14 protein-coding genes and 1 tRNA gene are annotated in these 17,686 nt (G+C 77.4%); 5 read left to right on the top strand and 10 right to left on the bottom strand.

Annotated elements, in window-relative coordinates:
• Positions 1-47: 47 nt before the first annotated feature.
• The 3 genes from ACI797_RS07935 to hemW are packed head-to-tail and all read right to left on the bottom strand — an operon-like array spanning position 48 to position 3,870.
• On the bottom strand, positions 48-917 hold the full coding sequence (locus ACI797_RS07935; protein ID WP_456858062.1) for an oxygenase MpaB family protein: 870 nt from the start codon (positions 915-917) through the stop codon (positions 48-50).
• A gap of 14 nt (positions 918-931) precedes the next feature.
• Positions 932-2,653 (bottom strand): sulfate permease, encoded by a 1,722-nt coding sequence (sulP, locus tag ACI797_RS07930; protein ID WP_456858060.1) that lies wholly within the window; start codon positions 2,651-2,653, stop codon positions 932-934.
• A 29-nt stretch (positions 2,654-2,682) separates the two neighbouring features.
• A complete protein-coding gene (gene hemW, locus ACI797_RS07925) occupies positions 2,683-3,870 on the bottom strand; it encodes a radical SAM family heme chaperone HemW (protein WP_456858059.1) in 1,188 nt (395 codons plus the stop codon).
• Positions 3,871-3,920: 50 nt separating this feature from the next.
• On the opposite strand from hemW, the gene ACI797_RS07920 reads away from it, so the two are divergent.
• Both ACI797_RS07920 and ACI797_RS07915 read left to right on the top strand, forming a co-directional pair.
• On the top strand, positions 3,921-4,688 hold the full coding sequence (locus tag ACI797_RS07920) for an enoyl-CoA hydratase-related protein (RefSeq protein WP_456858058.1): 768 nt from the start codon (positions 3,921-3,923) through the stop codon (positions 4,686-4,688).
• A 50-nt stretch (positions 4,689-4,738) separates the two neighbouring features.
• Positions 4,739-4,891: a hypothetical protein gene (locus ACI797_RS07915; protein ID WP_456858056.1), complete on the top strand. Its 153-nt coding sequence runs from the start codon at positions 4,739-4,741 to the stop codon at positions 4,889-4,891.
• Between the two features lie 6 nt (positions 4,892-4,897).
• Here the strand turns inward: ACI797_RS07915 and selB are convergent, their stop codons facing one another.
• From selB to ACI797_RS07900, 3 genes are all read right to left on the bottom strand, one after another.
• On the bottom strand, positions 4,898-6,643 hold the full coding sequence (selB, locus tag ACI797_RS07910) for a selenocysteine-specific translation elongation factor (protein ID WP_456858054.1): 1,746 nt from the start codon (positions 6,641-6,643) through the stop codon (positions 4,898-4,900).
• A complete protein-coding gene (gene selA, locus ACI797_RS07905; protein WP_456858052.1) occupies positions 6,634-7,953 on the bottom strand; it encodes an L-seryl-tRNA(Sec) selenium transferase in 1,320 nt (439 codons plus the stop codon). Before selA ends, selB begins: the two co-directional genes overlap by 10 nt.
• A gap of 27 nt (positions 7,954-7,980) precedes the next feature.
• Positions 7,981-8,076 (bottom strand) — tRNA-OTHER (locus ACI797_RS07900).
• A 53-nt stretch (positions 8,077-8,129) separates the two neighbouring features.
• Between ACI797_RS07900 and ACI797_RS07895 the strand changes: the two genes are divergently transcribed.
• Genes ACI797_RS07895 through ACI797_RS07885 form a run of 3 tightly spaced genes read left to right on the top strand, consistent with a single transcriptional unit; the run spans position 8,130 to position 10,729 of the window.
• The gene (locus tag ACI797_RS07895) at positions 8,130-8,726 is read left to right on the top strand and encodes a helix-turn-helix transcriptional regulator (protein ID WP_456858051.1); all 597 of its coding nucleotides are present in this window, start codon (positions 8,130-8,132) and stop codon (positions 8,724-8,726) included.
• A 20-nt stretch (positions 8,727-8,746) separates the two neighbouring features.
• The gene (gene selD, locus ACI797_RS07890) at positions 8,747-9,754 is read left to right on the top strand and encodes a selenide, water dikinase SelD (RefSeq protein ID WP_456858050.1); all 1,008 of its coding nucleotides are present in this window, start codon (positions 8,747-8,749) and stop codon (positions 9,752-9,754) included.
• Between the two features lie 9 nt (positions 9,755-9,763).
• Entirely contained in the window at positions 9,764-10,729 is a 966-nt protein-coding gene (locus tag ACI797_RS07885; protein ID WP_456858049.1) for a zinc-binding dehydrogenase, read from the top strand.
• 12 nt (positions 10,730-10,741) lie between these two features.
• Here ACI797_RS07885 and ACI797_RS07880 read toward each other — a convergent pair whose 3' ends face one another.
• From ACI797_RS07880 to ACI797_RS07865, 4 genes are all read right to left on the bottom strand, one after another.
• The gene (locus ACI797_RS07880) at positions 10,742-11,050 is read right to left on the bottom strand and encodes a hypothetical protein (RefSeq protein ID WP_456858048.1); all 309 of its coding nucleotides are present in this window, start codon (positions 11,048-11,050) and stop codon (positions 10,742-10,744) included.
• Positions 11,051-11,124: 74 nt separating this feature from the next.
• Positions 11,125-12,528: an FAD-binding oxidoreductase gene (locus ACI797_RS07875; RefSeq protein ID WP_456858047.1), complete on the bottom strand. Its 1,404-nt coding sequence runs from the start codon at positions 12,526-12,528 to the stop codon at positions 11,125-11,127.
• A gap of 108 nt (positions 12,529-12,636) precedes the next feature.
• Entirely contained in the window at positions 12,637-14,016 is a 1,380-nt protein-coding gene (locus tag ACI797_RS07870; protein ID WP_456858046.1) for an FAD-binding oxidoreductase, read from the bottom strand.
• 13 nt (positions 14,017-14,029) lie between these two features.
• Complete coding sequence (locus ACI797_RS07865) at positions 14,030-17,611, bottom strand: BTAD domain-containing putative transcriptional regulator (protein ID WP_456858045.1); 3,582 nt, start codon at positions 17,609-17,611, stop codon at positions 14,030-14,032.
• Positions 17,612-17,686 lie beyond the last annotated feature (75 nt).

Here is a 17,686-nt window from a genome sequence, read left to right as displayed (position 1 = left end):
CCGGTGCCGCGGCAGTGCGGGACGTCGTCGATCCCGCCTGACATCCGTCACGCGGGGGCGCCCTGCCGCTCGGGGAAGGTGCCCAGCTCGGCGACGTCGTGGCCGTGCGGGTAGCTGCGGACCTGCGGCATGTCGCCGGCCCACCGCGGCGCGCGGCGCGCCGGCAGGAACCGCACCACCCGCCCGCGGGCCCGCACGCCGGCGCGGACCAGCGCCCGGAACGCCGGGTGCGGCCGCGGGTAGCCGAGGGCGTCGAGCAGCGGCCCGTCCATGAGCGCGCACGAGATCCGCCGGACCAGGGCCGGTGGCAGCCGGTCGTTGGGCGGGAAGGTGTTGAGCAGCTCGAGGGTGGCGTCGGCGACGCGGCGGCCGCCGGGGTCGAAGGCGAAGTGCGCCCGCTCGTAGGCGTCGAGGTGCCGGGTGAACGCCTGCCAGGTCTCCGGCACGTCGCGGATGCCCATGTGCCGGCCCAGCGCCCGGTAGTAGTTGGCACCGGCGATCCGCTCGACCTCGGTCATCGGGCGCCAGCCGAACTCGTCCAACCAGCGGATGGGGGTGACGACGAAGGTGGCGAGCACGTAGCGCAGGTCGTCGTCGCCGATGCCGTGGACGGCGTGCATGCGGTTCATCCGGCGCAGCGCCGTCCGCCCGTCGCCGTCGGTGAAGCCGTGCCGCAGGATCGCCTCGAGGATGAGGACGGTGTCGTCGTAGCGCTTCTGCACCCGGTCGACCAGCTCGCCGGTGCGGGCCAGCAAGCCGCCGATGCTGGGCACCGCGTAGGTGCGGAACAGCGCGAAGCTCAGCGCCTGGTTCATGTCCCACGGGAACTCGTAGGTGCAGGTCAGCTGGTAGATCTCGCGGAAGTCGCGGCCGGGGTCGAGCGCCTCGATCCGCCGCAGCACGTCGTAGCGCCCCACCGCGCCTCCTCCGGTCACGCCTCCGGCGGCGGCGCCCCGTGCCGCGCCGTGTACCAGGCGACGTAAGCCTGGACCGCGGTCGGCAGGGTCGGGAAGAGCCGCTCCTCGCCGATCCGGTCGACCAGGCCCGCCGCCGCCAGGGGCACGCGCAGGTCCTCCTTGACCCGTGCCATCGCGAAGACGACGCCCCGCCGGTCCAGTTCGGCCCGCACCTCCTCCAGCGCGTCCAGCCCGGTGAGGTCGACCTCGACGTTGGACTCGGCGTTGAGCACGAACCACTCCGTCGGCGTCGGCACGCCGTCGACCGCGGCCAGCGCGCGGGTCCGGAAGTCCTCGGCGTTGGCGAAGAACAGCGGGGAGTCGTAGCGGTAGACGACCAGGCCGGGCACCAGCCGCGCCCCGGGGTGGTCGTCGATGTCGTGCATCCCGGCGATCCCCTCGGCGTAGCCGAGGATGCCGTCGTGCGGCCGGGCGACGCGGCGCAGCAGGTCGGCCACGGAGAGGCCGACGGCCACCAGCACGCCGGGCAGCACGCCGAGCACGACGACGCCGGCCGTGGTGGCGAGGGCGAGCAGCAGCTCGCTGCGGCGGAACGCGGCGAACCGGCGGAACTCCCCCACGTCGACGAGCCGCAGCGCGGCGTAGACGACGATCGCGCCGAGCGCCGCGGTGGGGAACGCCGCGAGGACCGGCCCGGCGAGGAGCAGGGCCAGGACGACGGTGGCCAGCGCGACCAGCGAGTGCAGCTGGCTGCGGCTGCCCAGGGCGTCACCGATCACCGTGCGGCTGCCGCTGCTGCTCACCGGGAACCCCTGGGTGAGCCCGACGCCGACGTTGGCGACCCCGAGGGCGAGCAGCTCCTGGTCGGCGTCGATCCGGTAGCCGCCCCGCTGGGCGAACGCCCGCGCGGTGAGCACGTTGTCGGTGAAGCCGACGATGGCCACCCCGACGGCGGCCGGGAGCAGCGCGGTGAGGTCGGCGAGGCCGACGGCGGGGACGCCCACGTCGGGCAGGTCGGCCGGGATCTCGCCGACCACGGCGATCCCCCGGTCGCCGAGGGAGAAGGCGGCGACGGCGCCGGCCGCGGCGAGGATGCCGATCAGCGGCGCCGGCGCCCGCGGGAACCAGTGCTGCACGAGCAGGAGCAGGACGAGCACGCCGGTGGCGAGCAGGAGGGTGGGCGGCTGCACCTCCCCGAGCCCCCGGAGGAACGAGCCCAGCTCCGCCAGGACGCCGTCGCCGTCCACCGGCACGCCGGTGACCCGCTCGAGCTGGCTCACGACCATCAGCACGGCGACGCCGGCCAGGTAGCCGACGAGCACCGGCTTGGACAGCAGGTCGGCCACGAACCCGATCCGGGCCAGCCGTGCGAGGAGGCACAGGACGCCGACGAGCACGGCGAGCGCGGCGGCCAGGGCCGCGTAGCGCAGCGGGTCGCCGTCGGCCAGCGGAGCGACCGCCAGGGCGGTCATCAGGGCCGTGGTGGACTCCGGGCCCACCGAGAGCTGCCGTGACGAGCCGAGGGCGGCGTAGACGAGCAGCGCGACGCCGATCGCCCAGAGCCCGGTGACCGGCGGCAGACCGGCCACCGCGGCGTACGCCATGACCTGCGGCACGAGGTAGGCGGCGACCCCGACGCCGGCGAGGACGTCCGGGCGCAGCCAGGCCCGCTCGTAGCGGCGCAGCCGGTGCAGTCCCGGCGCGAGACGCCAGGCACCCGTGGGCTCGCTGGTCACGGCGGGACATCCTGCCGCGCCCGGGGCCGTCAGTCGGTCAGGTCCCGGACGACGGCGTCGGCGAGCAGCCGTCCGCGGTCGGTGAGGACGGCGCGGCCGGCGGCGTGCGCCCCCGGCTGGAGCAGGCCCCGGTCGACGGCGGCCGCGGCGCGGGTCCGGCCGACGGCGGACAGCGCGGGCAGCGGCAGGCCGTCGCGCAGCCGCAGGCCGAGCATGATCGCCTCCAGCGCCCGGTCGGCGTCGTCGAGCAGCTCGCGGCCCGCCGCCGGGCTCTCCCCGCGGGCCAGCCGGTCGGCGTGGGCGGCGGGGTGCTTGACGTTCCACCAGCGGAGGCCGCCGACGTGGCTGTGCGCGCCGGGGCCGATGCCCCACCAGTTGGCGTTGGCCCAGTAGAGCTCGTTGTGCCGGCAGCGGGCGGCGTCCGACGTCGCCCAGTTGCTCACCTCGTACCACTCGAACCCGGCCCTGCGGAGGGTCGCGTCGGCCTGCTCGTAGCGGTCGGCGAGCACGTCGTCGTCGGGCATCGGCAGCTCGCCGCGGCGGATCCGCCGGGCCAGCCGGGTGCCCTCCTCGACGATCAGCGCGTAGGCGCTGACGTGGTCGACCGGGGCGGCGAGGACGGCGTCGAGGCTGGCCGCCCAGTCGGCCTCGGTCTCCCCCGGCGTGCCGTAGATGAGGTCCAGGTTGACGTGCTCGAAGCCGGCCGCGCGGGCCTCGCGGGCGGCCTCCACCGCCCGGCCCGGGGTGTGCCGCCGGTCGAGGACGGCGAGCACGTGCTCGGCGGCCGACTGCATGCCGAGGCTGACCCTGGTGTAGCCGGCCGCGCGCAGGGTCGCCAGCGACGCCGGGGTCACCGTCTCGGGGTTGGCCTCGGTGGTCACCTCGACGTCGTCGGCGACGGGGAACAGCCGCCGGATCTCGGCCAGGACGGCGGCCAGGTCGTCGGCCGGCAGGAGCGTCGGGGTGCCGCCGCCGACGAACACGGTGCGCACGGTCGGCAGCTCGGGCCCGAGGGTGGCCGCCGCGGCGCGCAGCTCGGCGATCGCCGTCCCGGCGTACTCCGACCGGTTGGCGCCGGGGCCGAGCTCCTCGGAGGTGTAGGTGTTGAAGTCGCAGTAGCCGCAGCGGGTGGCGCAGAACGGCACGTGCACGTACAGCCCGAAGGGCGTGGTGGCCAGGCCGTCGCGGGCGGTCTCCGGCAGCTCGAAGGTGTCCATCTGCTCCCAGTGTCCCCCGTCCGCGCCGCCGACCGGCAGGATCGGCGGGCGTGAGCGACGACGACGTCCTGAAGGCCACGGTCGAGCGCGGGGTGGCGACGCTGACCCTGGACTCCCCCGCCAACCGCAACGCGCTGTCCCGGGCGATGCGCGCACAGCTGCGCGCCGCGCTGACCGAGGCGCTCGCCGACGACGCGGTGCGGGTGGTCGTGCTCGACCACACCGGCCGGGTGTTCTGCTCGGGGATGGACCTGTCGGAGGCCGCGGGCGGCGGCGTGCAGGACCAGGGGGTCCGCGAGTTCCCCGAGATCCTGGCGGCGATCTGGTCGTCGCCGAAGCCGGTGCTGGCCGCCGTCCGGGGTCCGGCGCGGGCCGGCGGGGTCGGGCTGCTGGCCGCGTGCGACGTCGTCGTGGCGGGTGCCTCGGCCACCTTCGCGTTCAGCGAGGTGCGGATCGGCGTCGTCCCGGCGGTGATCTCGGCGGTGGTGCTGCCGCGGATGCTGACCCACGTCGCGCACCGGCTGATGCTGACCGGCGAGGTCTTCGACGCCGCCACCGCCGCGGCCGGTGGGCTGGTCGACCTGGTCACGGCCGACGACGAGGTCTCCGAGGTGGTCGCGCAGCAGGTCGCCGCCCTGGCCGCCGGCGCGCCCGCGGCGCTGGCCGAGACCAAGCGGCTGCTGCGCGCCGGCGCTCCCCCGCTGCGGTTCGACGACCTGCTCGAGCTCTCGGCCCGGTTCTTCGCCAGCGAGGAGGGCCAGGAGGGCATCGCGGCCTTCCGGGAGAAGCGCCCGGCCATGTGGGTACCGACGTCCTAGTGCTCTGCCCACCCTGGTGGGCAGAGCACCAGGACCTGCAGACTCCTGCCATGACCGAGCGGCGCGACGACGAGCGCTTCCGGCACCTGCCCGAGCCGGTGCGCCCCGAGGACCTGGTCGAGACCGCCGACGTCTCGGCGCACCCGGTCCGCGACGAGGAGACCGAGCAGCGGGAGTTCATGCTGCGCAACGCGGCCGGCTGAGCCGGCTCAGCGCAGCCGGCGGGAGTTGTCGGGCAGCCGCTGGGTCACGCCCCGCGCGTCGAGCCACTCCATCAGCGGGACGGCGACGCGGCGGCTGGTCCCCCACGCCTGGCGGGCCTGGCTCACGGTGAACGGCGCGGGCAGCCCGGTCAGGCGGGCGCGCGCCTCCCCCTCCACCCCCGGGGCCAGGTAGACGCCGTCGGCGACCCGCACCAGCTGCCCGTCCCGCACGGCCGCCGCCAGCTCCCGCGGGCCGAGCCCGGCCGCGGCCAGGTCGCCCGCCTCGGGGGCGGCGAACGGGTCGGCCGCCAGCCGCGCCCGCACCTCGTCCACCGCGCGCTGCACGGCCGCCGGCAGGCCCGCGGCCGCCTCGGCCACCCGGCCGTCCCGCAGCGCCAGCGGCGGCCGCACCAGGGCGCCGACCAGCTCGGCGCCGGGCAGCTCGAGGGCCCGGCGGACGACGTCGACCGGCGGGCCGGGCTCCAGCGGCCGCAGCCGGCGGTAGCGGGCGACGACGTCGGGCAGCCGGCCGGCCAGCTCGTCGAGGACGCCGGGGGCCACCAGCCACGGGCCGACCCGCGTCGCGCCGGGCGGCTCGGGCCAGCCCATCGCGGCGAAGTCGGCGGCCCGCACGAACCGCCGCCGGGCGAGGTCCGCGGCCGCGCCCGCCGTGCCGGGCAGCTGCGCGGCCAGCTCGGCGCCGCGCACGCGGGCCGCGCCGCGGCGGCGCAGCTCCGGCGGGGCGACGTCGCGCACGTCCGCGCCGAGCACGCGCCGGGTGCCCGGGTCGCGGACCAGCAGCCGGTCGCCCACCCGCAGCGGCAGCGGCGCGGCCAGCCGCAGCCGCAGCGCGCTGCCCTCCAGCGGCCGCACCCGGGCGGCGACGGTGGCCGAACCGACGTGCACCACCGGCTCGGCGGGCAGCCGGTCCTCCGGCACCGCGTCGAGGGTGACGTCGACCAGGTCGGTGCGGCGGAACGCGCCCGGGGTCAGCAGCGCGTCGCCGCGGGAGAGCTCCTCGACCGCGATCCCGCGCAGGTTGAGCGCGACCCGCGCCGTGGCCGCCGCCCGCTCGACCGGCTCGCCGAGGGAGTGCACGCCCCGGACGACGACCTCGCGGTCGCCCAGCGCCAGCCGGTCGCCGGGCGCGACGGTGCCCGCGGCGAGGGTGCCCGTGACCACGGTGCCCGCGCCGCGGATGGTGAAGGCGCGGTCGACCCACAGCCGCACGGGGGGGCCGCGGTCGGGTGCGGGCAGCGCGGCCAGCACCCGCTCGAGCGTCGCGGCGAGCTCGGGGACCCCGGCGCCGGAGACCGCGCTGACCGCCACCCCGGGGACGTCGCCCATCGCGGTCTCGGCGAGCCGCTCGCGCACGTCGGCCAGCACGGGCCCGGGATCGGCCAGGTCGGCCTTGGTGACGGCGAGCAGCGCGTGCCGCACGCCCAGCGCGTCGAGGACGGCGACGTGCTCGGCGGTCTGCGCCGACCAGCCGTCGTCGGCGGCCACCACCACCAGCGCGGCGGGCACCGAGCCCACGCCGGCCAGCATGTTGCCGACGAACCGCTCGTGCCCGGGCACGTCCACCACGGCCAGCCGCCGTCCCGACGGCAGCGTCGTCCAGGCGAAGCCGAGGTCGATGGTGAGCCCGCGGCGGCGCTCCTCCTCCCACCGGTCGGGCTCCATGCCGGTGAGCGCCCGCACCAGCGTGGACTTGCCGTGGTCGACGTGGCCCGCGGTGGCGATCACCTCCACCGGGCGGCCACCTCCAGCACGGCGGCGGCCAGCGCGTCGTCGTCCCCGGGCGGGAGGCTGCGCAGGTCGAGCAGCGTCCGGTCGTCGGCGACGTAGCCGACGACCGGCGGCTGCCCGAGCCGCAGCGGCTCGGCGAAGGACGGCGGCAGCGAGACCGCGGCGCTGGGCAGCGGGTGCTCCGGCGCCCCTCCCCCGCCGACCCGGGCCTCGGCGGCGACCGCCCGGGCGTCGACGCCGGCCGCGGCGAGCCGCTCGGCGAGCGCGCGGGCCCGCGCCCGCAGGCCGTCGACGTCGGCGGCGAGCATGGCGCGCACCGGCGGCGTCGGGCCGCGCAGCGTCGCCTCGAGCGCGGCCAGCGTCGTCTTGTCGACCCGCAGCGCCCGGTAGAGGGGGTGCCGGCGCAGCCGCTGCACGAGCTCGGCCCGGCCCAGCACCAGCCCGGCCTGCGGGCCGCCGAGCAGCTTGTCGCCGCTGGCCAGCACGAGGTCGGCGCCGGCGGCCAGGGTCGACTGCAGGTCGGGCTCGTCGGGCAGCACGGGGTCGGGCGCGAGCAGGCCCGAGCCGACGTCGGCCACCAGCGGCACCCCGCTGCCGTGCAGCGCCTGCGCCAGCTCGTGCACCGGCACCGCGCGGGTGAAGCCGCGGACGACGAAGTTCGAGGGGTGCACCTTGAGCACCGCGCCGGTGCCGTCGTGCAGGGCGTCCCGGTAGTCGTCGAGGGTGACCCGGTTCGTCGTCCCGACCTCGCGCAGCCGGGCGCCGGTGGCGGCGAGCAGCTCGGGGATGCGGAACCCGTCGCCGATCTCGACGAGCTCGCCGCGGGCGATCACGAGCTCGCGGCCCTGGCCCAGCGCGGTCGCCACCAGGGCGAGCGCGGCGGCGCAGTTGTTGACCACGAGCGCCGCCCCGGCCGCGGGGACGGCGGCGAGCAGCGCCGCGAGCGCCGCCTCGCCGCGCGGGCCGCGGCGGCCGGTTGCCAGGTCGAGCTCGACGTCGGTGGTGCCGGCGGCGGCGGCGATCGCCTCGACGGCGGCGGCCGACAGCGGCGCCCGCCCGAGGTTGGTGTGCACGAGCACCCCGGTCGCGTTGAGCACGGGGCGCAAGCTGGCGGCGGTCGACGGCAGCGCGGCCAGGACGGCGTCGACGGCGCCGCCCGGCGGCAGCTCGCCGTCCCGGATGCGCTGCTGGACCGCCTGGACGGCGCCCTTGACCAGGTCCCGCCCGAGCCGGTCCGCGGCGGCGGCCACGGCCGGCTCGGCCAGCAGCGCGTCGGTGCGCGGCACCTGCCGGCGCGGGTCCGTGATCACCACGTCCGAAGCGTAGGCGGGCGGGCGGAGTGGCGGAGGCGGACGGGAATCGAACCCGCCTGACCGAGCTGCTCGGTCACGTCGGCTTTAGAGGCCGCGGGGGTCACCAGACACCCTGACGCCTCCGCCGCGAACCCTACGTCGTCGAAACTGTCAGTGCCTCCCGCCACCCTTCCGGCATGGCCCGCACCGAGCACCGCCCCGCCGCGACGCTTCCCCCGGTGACCCTCACCCCCGAGGAGGCCGCGGCCGTCGCCGTCGCCCTCGCCGCCCAGCCCGACGGCGCCTACGCCGAGGCGGGCCGCGGGGCGCTGGAGAAGGTGCTCGACGTCCTCGAGCCCGACCCGCAGCGCCGGGCGCAGCTGCTGGCGACCAGCCTGTGGGTCAGCGCCGAGGCCAGCCGGTCGGCCGAGATCCGGTCGGTGGTGGAGCAGGCCGTGGCCCGCCACCGCGTCCTGGTCGTGCGCTACCGCGACGGCAAGGGGCAGGTCTCCCGGCGCGAGGTCGAGCCGCAGCTGCTGGCCCACGCCCACGACCACTGGTTCCTCGTCGGGTGGTGCCGCGAGCGGCAGGCGCCCCGCTGGTTCCGCGAGGACCGGATCGAGGCCGTCGAGCTGACCACCGAGACCGCTCCCCGCCGCGACCCCGGGCTGTTCGGCGCCCCCTCCGACACCCACCCGGCCGGGCGTGCGCTGGGCCGCGGGGCCAAGGCCCCGGCCGTGGCTCCCCCGCCACAGCCGCCCCGCCTCACCGTGCTGCCCGGCGGGCGGGCGTGACCCCCGCCTAGATTCGGGCGGTGACCAGCGCACCGCCGACCATCCGCCTCACCCAGTACGCGCACGGGGGTGGCTGCGCCTGCAAGATCCCGCCCGGCGAGCTGGAGGCGGTCGTCGCGGGCCTCACCGCCGGCGGGCCGGTGGAGCCCGCCGCCGAGCTGGTCGTCGGGCTCGACGACGGCGACGACGCCGCGGTCGTGCGCATCGCCGGCGGCCAGGGACTGGTGCTCACCACCGACTTCTTCACCCCCGTCGTCGACGACGCGCACACCTTCGGCCGGATCGCCGCGGCCAACGCGCTGTCCGACGTCTACGCGATGGGCGGCACCCCGGTGCTGGCGGTCAACCTGCTCGGCTGGCCGCGCGACGTGCTGCCCGCCGAGCTCGCCGCCGAGGTGCTGCGCGGCGGCCTGGACGTCGCCCGGGAGGCCGGCTGCCACGTCGGCGGCGGGCACTCGATCGACGACCCCGAGCCGAAGTACGGGATGGCGGTGACCGGCCTGGTCGACGTCGAGCGGGTGATCCGCAACGACGCCGCGGTCGCCGGCACCCCGCTGTCGCTGACCAAGCCGCTGGGGGTGGGCGTGCTCAACAGCCGGCACAAGCAGACCGGCGAGGTCTCCGCGGAGGCGGTCGCGTCGATGACCGCGCTCAACCGCGAGGCCGGCCGGGCGGCGGTCGCGGCCGGCATCCGCGCCGGCACCGACGTCACCGGCTTCGGCCTGCTCGGCCACCTGTACAAGATGGCCCGGGCCAGCGGGGTGACCGCGGTGGTCGACGCCGCCGCCGTCCCCTACCTGACCGGGGCGCGCGAGGCGCTCGCCGCCGGCTACGTCTCCGGCGGCACCCGCCGCAACCTCGACTGGGTCCGCCCGCACACCGACCTGTCGGCGGTCGACGAGGGCGAGGCGCTGCTGCTGGCCGACGCCCAGACCTCGGGCGGCCTGCTGCTCGGTGGCGAGGTCCCCGGCGCCCCGGTGATCGGCGAGTTCGTCCCCCGCGGGGAGCACGTCCTGGTCGTTCGTTAGCGTCCCCCCATGCTGGCTGCCTTCGTCTCCACGCCCGCCCCGAAGGACCCGCTCTCCGTGCTGGAGATCGGCGAGCGCCCGGAGCCGGAGGTGCCCGACGGCTGGACGACGGTCCGGGTCAAGGCGGTGTCCCTCAACCACCACGACCTGTTCAGCCTGCGCGGCGTCGGCCTGCCGCAGGAGCGGATGCCGATGATCCTCGGCACCGACGCCGCCGGGCTCGACGAGGACGGCAACGAGGTCGTCGTCCACGGCGTCGTCGCCAGCCCCGGCTGGACCGGGGACGAGACGCTGGACCCCAAGCGCTCGCTGTTCAGCGAGCTGCACCAGGGCACCATGGCCGAGCGGGTCGCCGTCCCCCGCCGGAACCTGCTGCCCAAGCCGGCCAAGCTGTCCTTCGCCGAGGCGGCCTGCCTGCCCACCGCCTGGCTGACCGCCTACCGCATGCTCTTCGTGCGGTCCGGGCTGCGCCCCGGGCAGACGGTGCTGGTGCAGGGCGCCAGCGGCGGCGTCGCCACCGCGCTGATCGTGCTGGGCCGGGCCGCCGGCTACCGGATCTGGGTGACCGGCCGCAGCGAGGAGAAGCGGGCGGCCGCCCTCGCCCTCGGCGCCGACCAGGCCTTCGAGACCGGCGCCCGGCTGCCCGAGCGGGTCGACGGCGTCATGGAGACCGTCGGCGAGGCCACCTGGTCGCACAGCGTCAAGTCGCTCAAGCCCGGCGGGGTGCTGGTCACCTCGGGCGCCACCACCGGGTTCAACCCGGGCGCGGAGCTCAACCGGGTGTACTTCACCCAGCTGTCGGTCATCGGCTCGACCATGGGCACCCGCGACGAGCTCGAGGACCTGGTCGAGCTCTGCCGGGTCGCCGGCGTGCGGCCGCAGATCGACGTCGAGCTGCCGCTGACCGAGGCCCGCGAGGGCTTCGCGCGCATGCTCGAGGGGCGGACGAACGGGAAGATCGTCTTCACCCTGTGAGCCGACGGGCGGTCAGACCCGTACCCCGGCACCCTGGATGACCAGCCCGCGGACCTCGAACTCCTCCGGGGCCGGCGCGTCGGGCATCGGCGCGCCGCCGGAGAGCTCCGCCATCAGCGGGAAGACGACCTCGGCGTTGTAGCGGTCGAACACCTCCCGCGACTCCCAGACCTCCACGACCTGGAACCCGGCCGCGGTGGGCCGCGCGACGTGCAGCAGCAGCCCCTCGACCGGTCCTGGGTACCGGCGGAGGAGCTCCGCGTGGAGCGCGTCGTACATCTCTACGGGCGCCGGTACGTCGGTGACGATCCCTACGGGCATGGAGGCCTCCGCTCGGGCTGCGGCCCGGTCCGGCGGTCCGCCGGACCGGGCCACACCGTAGTCCCGCACGGCCCTCAGAAGTCCCGGGTCCAACGGCCGATGTGCAGGACGCCGTCGGGGTCGTAGGTGCGCGAGATCTCGGCCAGCCGCCGCAGGGTCGGCTCGTCGTAGGCGCGCCGGGCCGACCGCTCGTCGTGCACCGGGCCGAAGTTCGGCCACACGTGCCCGTTGTCCCACGGGGCGAGGGCGGCGAAGACCCGGTCGGCGTCGACCATCGCGCGGGCGGCCATGTCGGCGTCGGCGGCCAGCCCGACGGCGAGCACGCTGAACGCCGCGTCCCGGTGGCAGAAGGAGTTGGGGTGCTCCCCCGGCCGCGCGTACGCGCCACCCAGGGCACGCACCTCGAGCAGGATCAGCGAGGAGCCCGAGCCGGAGCCGGCCACCTCGAGCAGCCGGTCGGCGGCCTCGGCCGGGAACTCCGACAGCAGGATCGCCGGGTCGACCGCGGGCGTCGGGTCGACGGGGTCGGTGTGCACCGAGTCGACCGCGGTGTAGGGCTTGAGCGCGGCGTCGTCCAGGACCACGGGCGCGACGGCGCGCATCCGGTCCAGGTGCCGTGCGCCCTCCTCCGGGTCGCCGGTCCACAGGAAGCGCAGGCTCAGGGTCATCCGGCCGGCCAGCGGCGGCGGGACCTCGGGCAGCGGCGGCAGCTGGAACAGCCCGAACGACGTCGTCCCCTGCTCGGGCAGCTCGGCCGCCCACGTCCGCCAGGCGGCGATGACCCGGGGGGCGTCCGCGGCGTCGAACCAGACCGAGCCGCCGTAGAAGGTGGGCAGGTGCACCAGGTCGAACTCGACCGCGGTGACGATCGCCGTGGTGCCCTTGCCGCCGCGCAGCGCCCAGAACAGGTCGGGGTGCTCGGTGGGCGTCACCCGGCGCAGCACGCCGTCGCCGGTGACGACGTCGAACGCGCGCACCTTGTCGGCCGCCAGCCCGAACGTGCGGGCCATCGGACCCACGCCGCCGCCGGTGGTGTAGCCGACGACGCCGACGTCGGTGACCGAGCCCGACAGCGGGGCCAGCCCGTACGGGGCGGCCTCCTGCACGACCCGCAGCCACTTGACGCCCGCGCCGACCCGCGCCCAGCCCTCCGGGTGCACGGTCACCTCGTCGAGGTCGCGGGTGGACACCAGCAGGTGGCCGGCGATGCCGGGGATCGCGCCGTGACCGGTGCCCTGGACGCCGGCGGTCAGGCCGAACGCGCCGGCGAAGCGCACCGCGGCGGCCACGTCCTCCGCCGTCCGCGCGGCGACGACGGCGGCCGGGTGCAGCGGGACGGCGAGGTTCCACGGCGTGACGTGCGCGGCGTAGCCGGCCTCGCCGGGCTGGTGCACGGAGCCGGTGATGACGGCGTCGAGCACGTCGAAGGGGGCGTCGACGGTGAGGTCGTCGACGACGGTGTCGAGGGTGGTGCTCACGGTTTCCTCCTGGATCCGGGGAACGTCGGCGTGACGTCTGCGGAAACCGTGGCCCCGGGCTCTTGCCCGGCTCTTGCGCACCTCTTGAGGGCGCGCCTCAAGAAGGCGTCAGACGGCGGGGTGCGGGGACAGGAACAGCCCGTGCGGGTCGACGCCGCGCCGGATCGCCGACAGCCGCGCGTGCACCCCCGGCGGGAACGCCTTCCGGGTGTCGACCGGGTCGTCGAGCATCGGCAGGTACCGCCGGCCGGTCGCCCACGGCTCGACGGCGGAGAGGAACCGCGCCGCGTCCACCCGCTGCACCGCCGGGTCGCCCTGGAAGCCGACGCTCAGGGCGAGGAAGCCGCCGTCCAGCGCGTTCAGCGCGCCGCCGGAGGGGTCCGGCCGGGCCAGCGCCCCACCGAGGTGGCGCAGCTCGGCGATGGCCAGGATCGTGCCCGAGCCCGGGCCGACGGCGTCCACGACCGCGGCGATCGCCGGCTCGGGCAGCGACCCGACCAGCGTGCTGCTGGCGTACGCCGGCGTCGGGCCCTCCGGCTCCAGGTGCAGCCGCGCCAGGCTCGCCGCCGGCACCCGCGCCGCCGTGTCGAACTCCGGCCGCAGCGCCCGCAGCGGGGCCAGCACCTCCGCGGCGGCGGCGTCGTCCCCCAGCACCGCGCCGTCGACCATGGCCAGCCGGCGGCCGCGCAGCGGCGGGGGGACGTGGTCCATCACCGGGACGTCGAGCAGCCGGAAGGACGTCGTCGCGGTCTCCGGGGCGCCCGCGCACCACCGCACCCACGCCGGCAGCACGCGCTCGACCTCGGTCCAGTCCCAGGCGAGGAACCCGGCGACCACCGTGTCGAGCGGGAACAGGTCGAACTCCAGCGCCGTCACCACGCCCAGCGGTGCCGCGCCGCCGCGCAGGGCCCAGAACAGGTCGGCGTCGTCGTCGGCGGTGGCGCGCACGAAGGTGCCGTCGGCGAGCACCAGCTCCACCGCGGTCACGGCGTTGCACTGCAGCCCCCGCTGGCGGGCGTACCAGCCGATGCCGCCGCCGAGGGAGTAGCCGACCACGCCCACGTCGGGCGAGGACGGGTGCAGGGCGGCCAGCCCGTTCGACCCGGCGGCGTCGGTGAGGTCGCCCCAGAGCACCCCCGCCCCGACGCGGGCGGAGCGCCGGTCGGCGTCCACCACCAGCTCGGTCATCGCCGAGGTGCGCAGCAGCACCGCCTCGGTCAGGTGCCCCTGCAGCGGCGGGGCGCCGTGGCCGGTGCCCTGCGGCGCGACCGCCAGGCCCTCGGCCGCGGCCCGGCGGAGCACCTCGGCGACCTCGTCGGGGAAGGCCGGGTAGACGACCGCCGCCGGGTAGTCGGACATCTGCAGGTTCCACGGCGAGCGGGCCAGGTCGTAGGCCGGGTCGCCGGGCAGGTGCACCGCTCCCCCGCACAGCCCGCGCAGGCCCTCCGCCCGGAGGTGGGCGGGAGCCGGCGTCTGCTGCTGGGTCACGGGTCTCCTCGTCTCAGTGGTGGACAGCGTCCGTCGGTCGACTTGAGGGGAACTTGAGACGCCCGCCGTCGGCCGCCTCGAGGACGGCGCCGACGGTCCCCGGCGTCAGGAACAGCCGCTGGGCGATCTGCACGACGTCGAGGCCCGACGCGGCGAGCGCGAGGACCTGCCGCTCGGCGCCGGACCGCCGGGGCGCGGGCACCGGGTGGTCCTCCCGGACCCCCCGGGCGGCCAGCGCGGCGCACGCCCGGGCCAGGACGCCCTCCGCGCCGAGCTCCGTCGCCGCCTCGACCGCCGCGCGCAGCAGCGGGACGGCCTCGTCGTCGGCGACCTGCGGGATGGCGCCGAGAGCGCAGCGGGCGCGGGCCAGGTCGACCGCGGCGGGGGTCGTGGACAGCAGGTCGACGGCCTCCCGCAGCAGGTCCACCCCGGAGGGGCCGCGCAGCCGGCCGAGCAGGAGCAACCCGTCGCCCAGGTAGCTCGGCGCACCCCACCGGCGCAGCAGCCGGACCTCCTCCTCCGCGAGCCGGACCGCCTCCTCCGTGCGGCCCAGGCCGTGCAGCGCGAGCGCGCCCGTGCCGCGCCAGGGGTGCCAGACGGGGTTGGGGATCGGCACCGGGGCCGCGATCCCGACGACGGCGCCGAGGGCCTCCTCGTAGCGGCGCTCCGCCACCAGCAACCGGGCCACCGCGTGCCGGAAGAAGCGGTACCCGTCCCCGGCGGCCGGCAGCGCGGCCCCGGCGTCCGCCGCGCTCCGGGCCGCGGCGACGTCGCCCCGGTCGAGGTGGCAGGCGATCTCCACCCCGAAGGCGTACGCGTCGCCCAGGCTCTCGTGCCCCCAGATCCGGGCCTGGTCGTGGGCCATGCGGACCAGACCGAGCGCGTCGTCCAGCTCGCCCCGCCGCCAGTGCCAGAGCCCCTGCCAGAGGTTGGTGGAGTGCACGGCGAACACCGATCCGCGGGCGTGCGCGGCGCGGCGCGCCCGGGTCCAGAAGTCGCCCAGGTCGTCGTCGGCGAGCATGCGGACGACGGCGGCGACGATCCAGAACAGCCCGTTGTCGACGGTCCAGAGGCGGTCGCCGGCGAGGGCCGCCCGGGCGAGCCTGACCGCCCGAGAGCGCTGCTCGCCCTCGAGCGTCGCCTCGAACGCCAGCGCGGCGGCCAGCATCAGCGCCCCGGTGCCGTCGCCGCCGGGTCCGGGCGGCTCGGCCGTGCGCCACACCGCGGGGTCCACGTCGTGCATGAAGCCGGTGATGCGCTCCAGCGCGGTCAGCGCCTGCCGGTGGTCGTCCAGCTCGGGCGGCAGGGCCAGCCGCGCCTCGCGGGCGAAGGCGGTCGCCACCCCCAGCGCACCGGCGAACACCTGCGTCCGGCCGATGACGACGGCGAGGTCGGCCCGGGTCCGCGGGTCGTCGTGCAGCGCGTAGGCCTGCAGGAGGTGCTCGGCCCCGGCCGCGCCCTCGACCAGCGACTCGAGCAGGCCGAGCTCGGTCAGCACGTCGCGGCGGGTGCCGTCGTCCGCCGGCGGCTCCTCCAGCGCCCGGCGGAGCAGGGTCACCGCCGTCTCCGCCGCGCCGCGCTCGGCGGCCGTGGCGGCCGCCCGGCGCAGCAGCGCGACCGTGCCGGCGTCGCCCCGCCGCGGCGCCCGCAGCAGGTGGGCGGCCACCTGCTCCGCCCCGGTCCCGTCGAGGAGCCGGGCGGCGCGCTCGTGCAGCAGCGCGCGCTCCGCCGCGGGCAGGTCGCGGTACACCGCGTCGCGCACCAGCGGGTGGGCGAAGGCCAGCGGCCACTCGTCCTTGACGACCTCGATGCGGGCCAGCACCGCGAGGGCGGCGGCGACCTCCTGGTCGGACCGCCCGGCCAGCGCGGCGACCACCGGCAGGGCGGCGCCGTCCCCGAGCACCGCGGCGGCCCGGGCCACCGGCAGGACCTCCGGCGGCAGCCGCCGCAGCCGCATCGTGACCATGCTCGACACGGCGCGGGACCCGACGGCCACGACCCGGTCGGCGTGGGCGGCGTCGGGGCGCACCCGGTCGGCCTCCAGCCCGCGCAGGAGCTGGCGGAGCAGCAGCGGGTTGCCCGAGGTGGTGCGGTGGCAGGCCCGGGCGAACAGGGGCGAGACCGGGTCGCCGAGGCGCTGCGCCACCATGCGGGAGGTCGCCTCGGGGGTGAGCGCGGGCGGGGTCACGACGACGGCGGCGGGTTCGAGCTGCAGCTCGGTCAGCAGCTCCTCGTCGTCGACCTGCTCGCCGGTGCGGATCGTGCCGACGAGCAGGACCGGGACGCCGTCGAGCCGGCGGGCGAGGTAGACCAGCCAGCGCAGCGAGGCGGTGTCGCACCACTGCAGGTCGTCCACGGCCAGCACCACCGGCCCGTCGGCGCCGGCGTTGACCGCCAGCCAGTACAGGCCGTGGAGGACGGCGAACGAGCCGTCGCCCTCGCCCGCGGTGAGGTCGAAGACCCCGCCGGCGGCGGACGCGGCGCCGCGCAGCAGCGCCGCCCGCCGGTCGGCCTCGACCAGCTCGGGTTCGAAGAGCTGCCGGACGACGCCGAAGCCGAACGCCCTCTCCATCTGGCTGCCGCGGGCGGCGAGCACCCGCAGCCCGCGCTCGGCGGCCAGCCGCCGGGCCTCGGCCAGCAGCCGGGTCTTGCCGATGCCGGCCGGGCCCTCGACCAGCAGGAGCCCCGGGCGTCCCCCGGCGAGGTCGTCGAGGGCGGTACGGACGGCCGCGAGCTCGCGGTCGCGGTCGACGAGGTCGTCGGGCGCGCGCGGCGCGGGCACCGGGGGCTCGGCGCGGGGCGGCGGCTCGCCGCGGGGCGGGGGCACGCGCGGCCGCAGCGCGGGCGACTGGTCCAGGACGGCCCGCTCCAGCTCCCGCAGCGCCGGGCCGGGGTCGACGCCGAGCTCGTCGGCGAGGGTGGTCCGCGCCCGGCGCAGCGCGGCGAGGGCGTCGGCCTGCCGGCCGGCGCGGTAGAGCGCCAGCGCGAGCAGCCGCCAGCGCTCCTCGCGCAGCGGCTCCTCGGCGACCATCGCCTCGAGGTCGGCCACCAGGAGCGCGGCCTCGCCGGCCTCGAGCCGGGCGGCGAGCAGCCGCTCGCGCGCGGTGGCGCGCAGCTCGGCGAGCCGCCCGATCTCGGCCTGCGCCCACGGCGCGTCGGCGTAGTCGGCCAGGGCCGGACCCCGCCAGAGCCGCAGCGCCTCCTCGAGCAGCGGCACCGCCCGGTCGGGCTCGGCGGCGGCCTGCTGCAGCAGCCGCTCGAACCGCCACGCGTCGACGGCGTCGGCGGGCAGCCGGACGGCGTATCCGGGCCCCTCCCGCACGAGGACCGTCGAGCGGGCCCGCGCGGCGCTGCCCGGCTCGAGCCGGCGGCGCAGGTGCGAGACGTAGGACTGCAGGGCGGCGGTGGTGTCGGCGGGCGGGGCGTCGCCCCAGACCGACTCGACGAGCCGGTCGGCGGGGACGATCTCGCCGCGGGCGAGCAGCAGGACCGCCAGGACGGCGCGCTGCCGCGGCCCGCCCAGGTCGAGCGGCGCCCCGTCGCAGGCGGCGGTGAGCTCGCCCAGGAGGTTCACCCGCAGCCGGCCGCCGTCCACCCACCCCTCCTCATTGGCGGGAAAGGTAGACGAGGACGGCGGATCCGTGGAGGGGGTCGGACCCGGTCGACGACC

Source organism: Geodermatophilus sp. SYSU D00691 (assembly GCF_054050275.1).
The sequence above is the reverse complement of the archived record's forward strand: the minus strand, read 5'-3'. Positions and strand labels throughout refer to the sequence as shown.

Bases quoted from the DNA above. Each gene is read 5' to 3' on its own strand.
- hemW (WP_456858059.1), bottom strand. From the start codon at position 3,870: ATGGACACCTTCGAGCTGCCGGAGACCGCCCGCGACGGCCTGGCCACC.
- ACI797_RS07915 (WP_456858056.1), top strand. From the start codon at position 4,739: ATGACCGAGCGGCGCGACGACGAGCGCTTCCGGCACCTGCCCGAGCCG.
- ACI797_RS07885 (WP_456858049.1), top strand. From the start codon at position 9,764: ATGCTGGCTGCCTTCGTCTCCACGCCCGCCCCGAAGGACCCGCTCTCC.
- ACI797_RS07880 (WP_456858048.1), bottom strand. From the start codon at position 11,050: ATGCCCGTAGGGATCGTCACCGACGTACCGGCGCCCGTAGAGATGTAC.
- ACI797_RS07895 (WP_456858051.1), top strand. From the start codon at position 8,130: ATGGCCCGCACCGAGCACCGCCCCGCCGCGACGCTTCCCCCGGTGACC.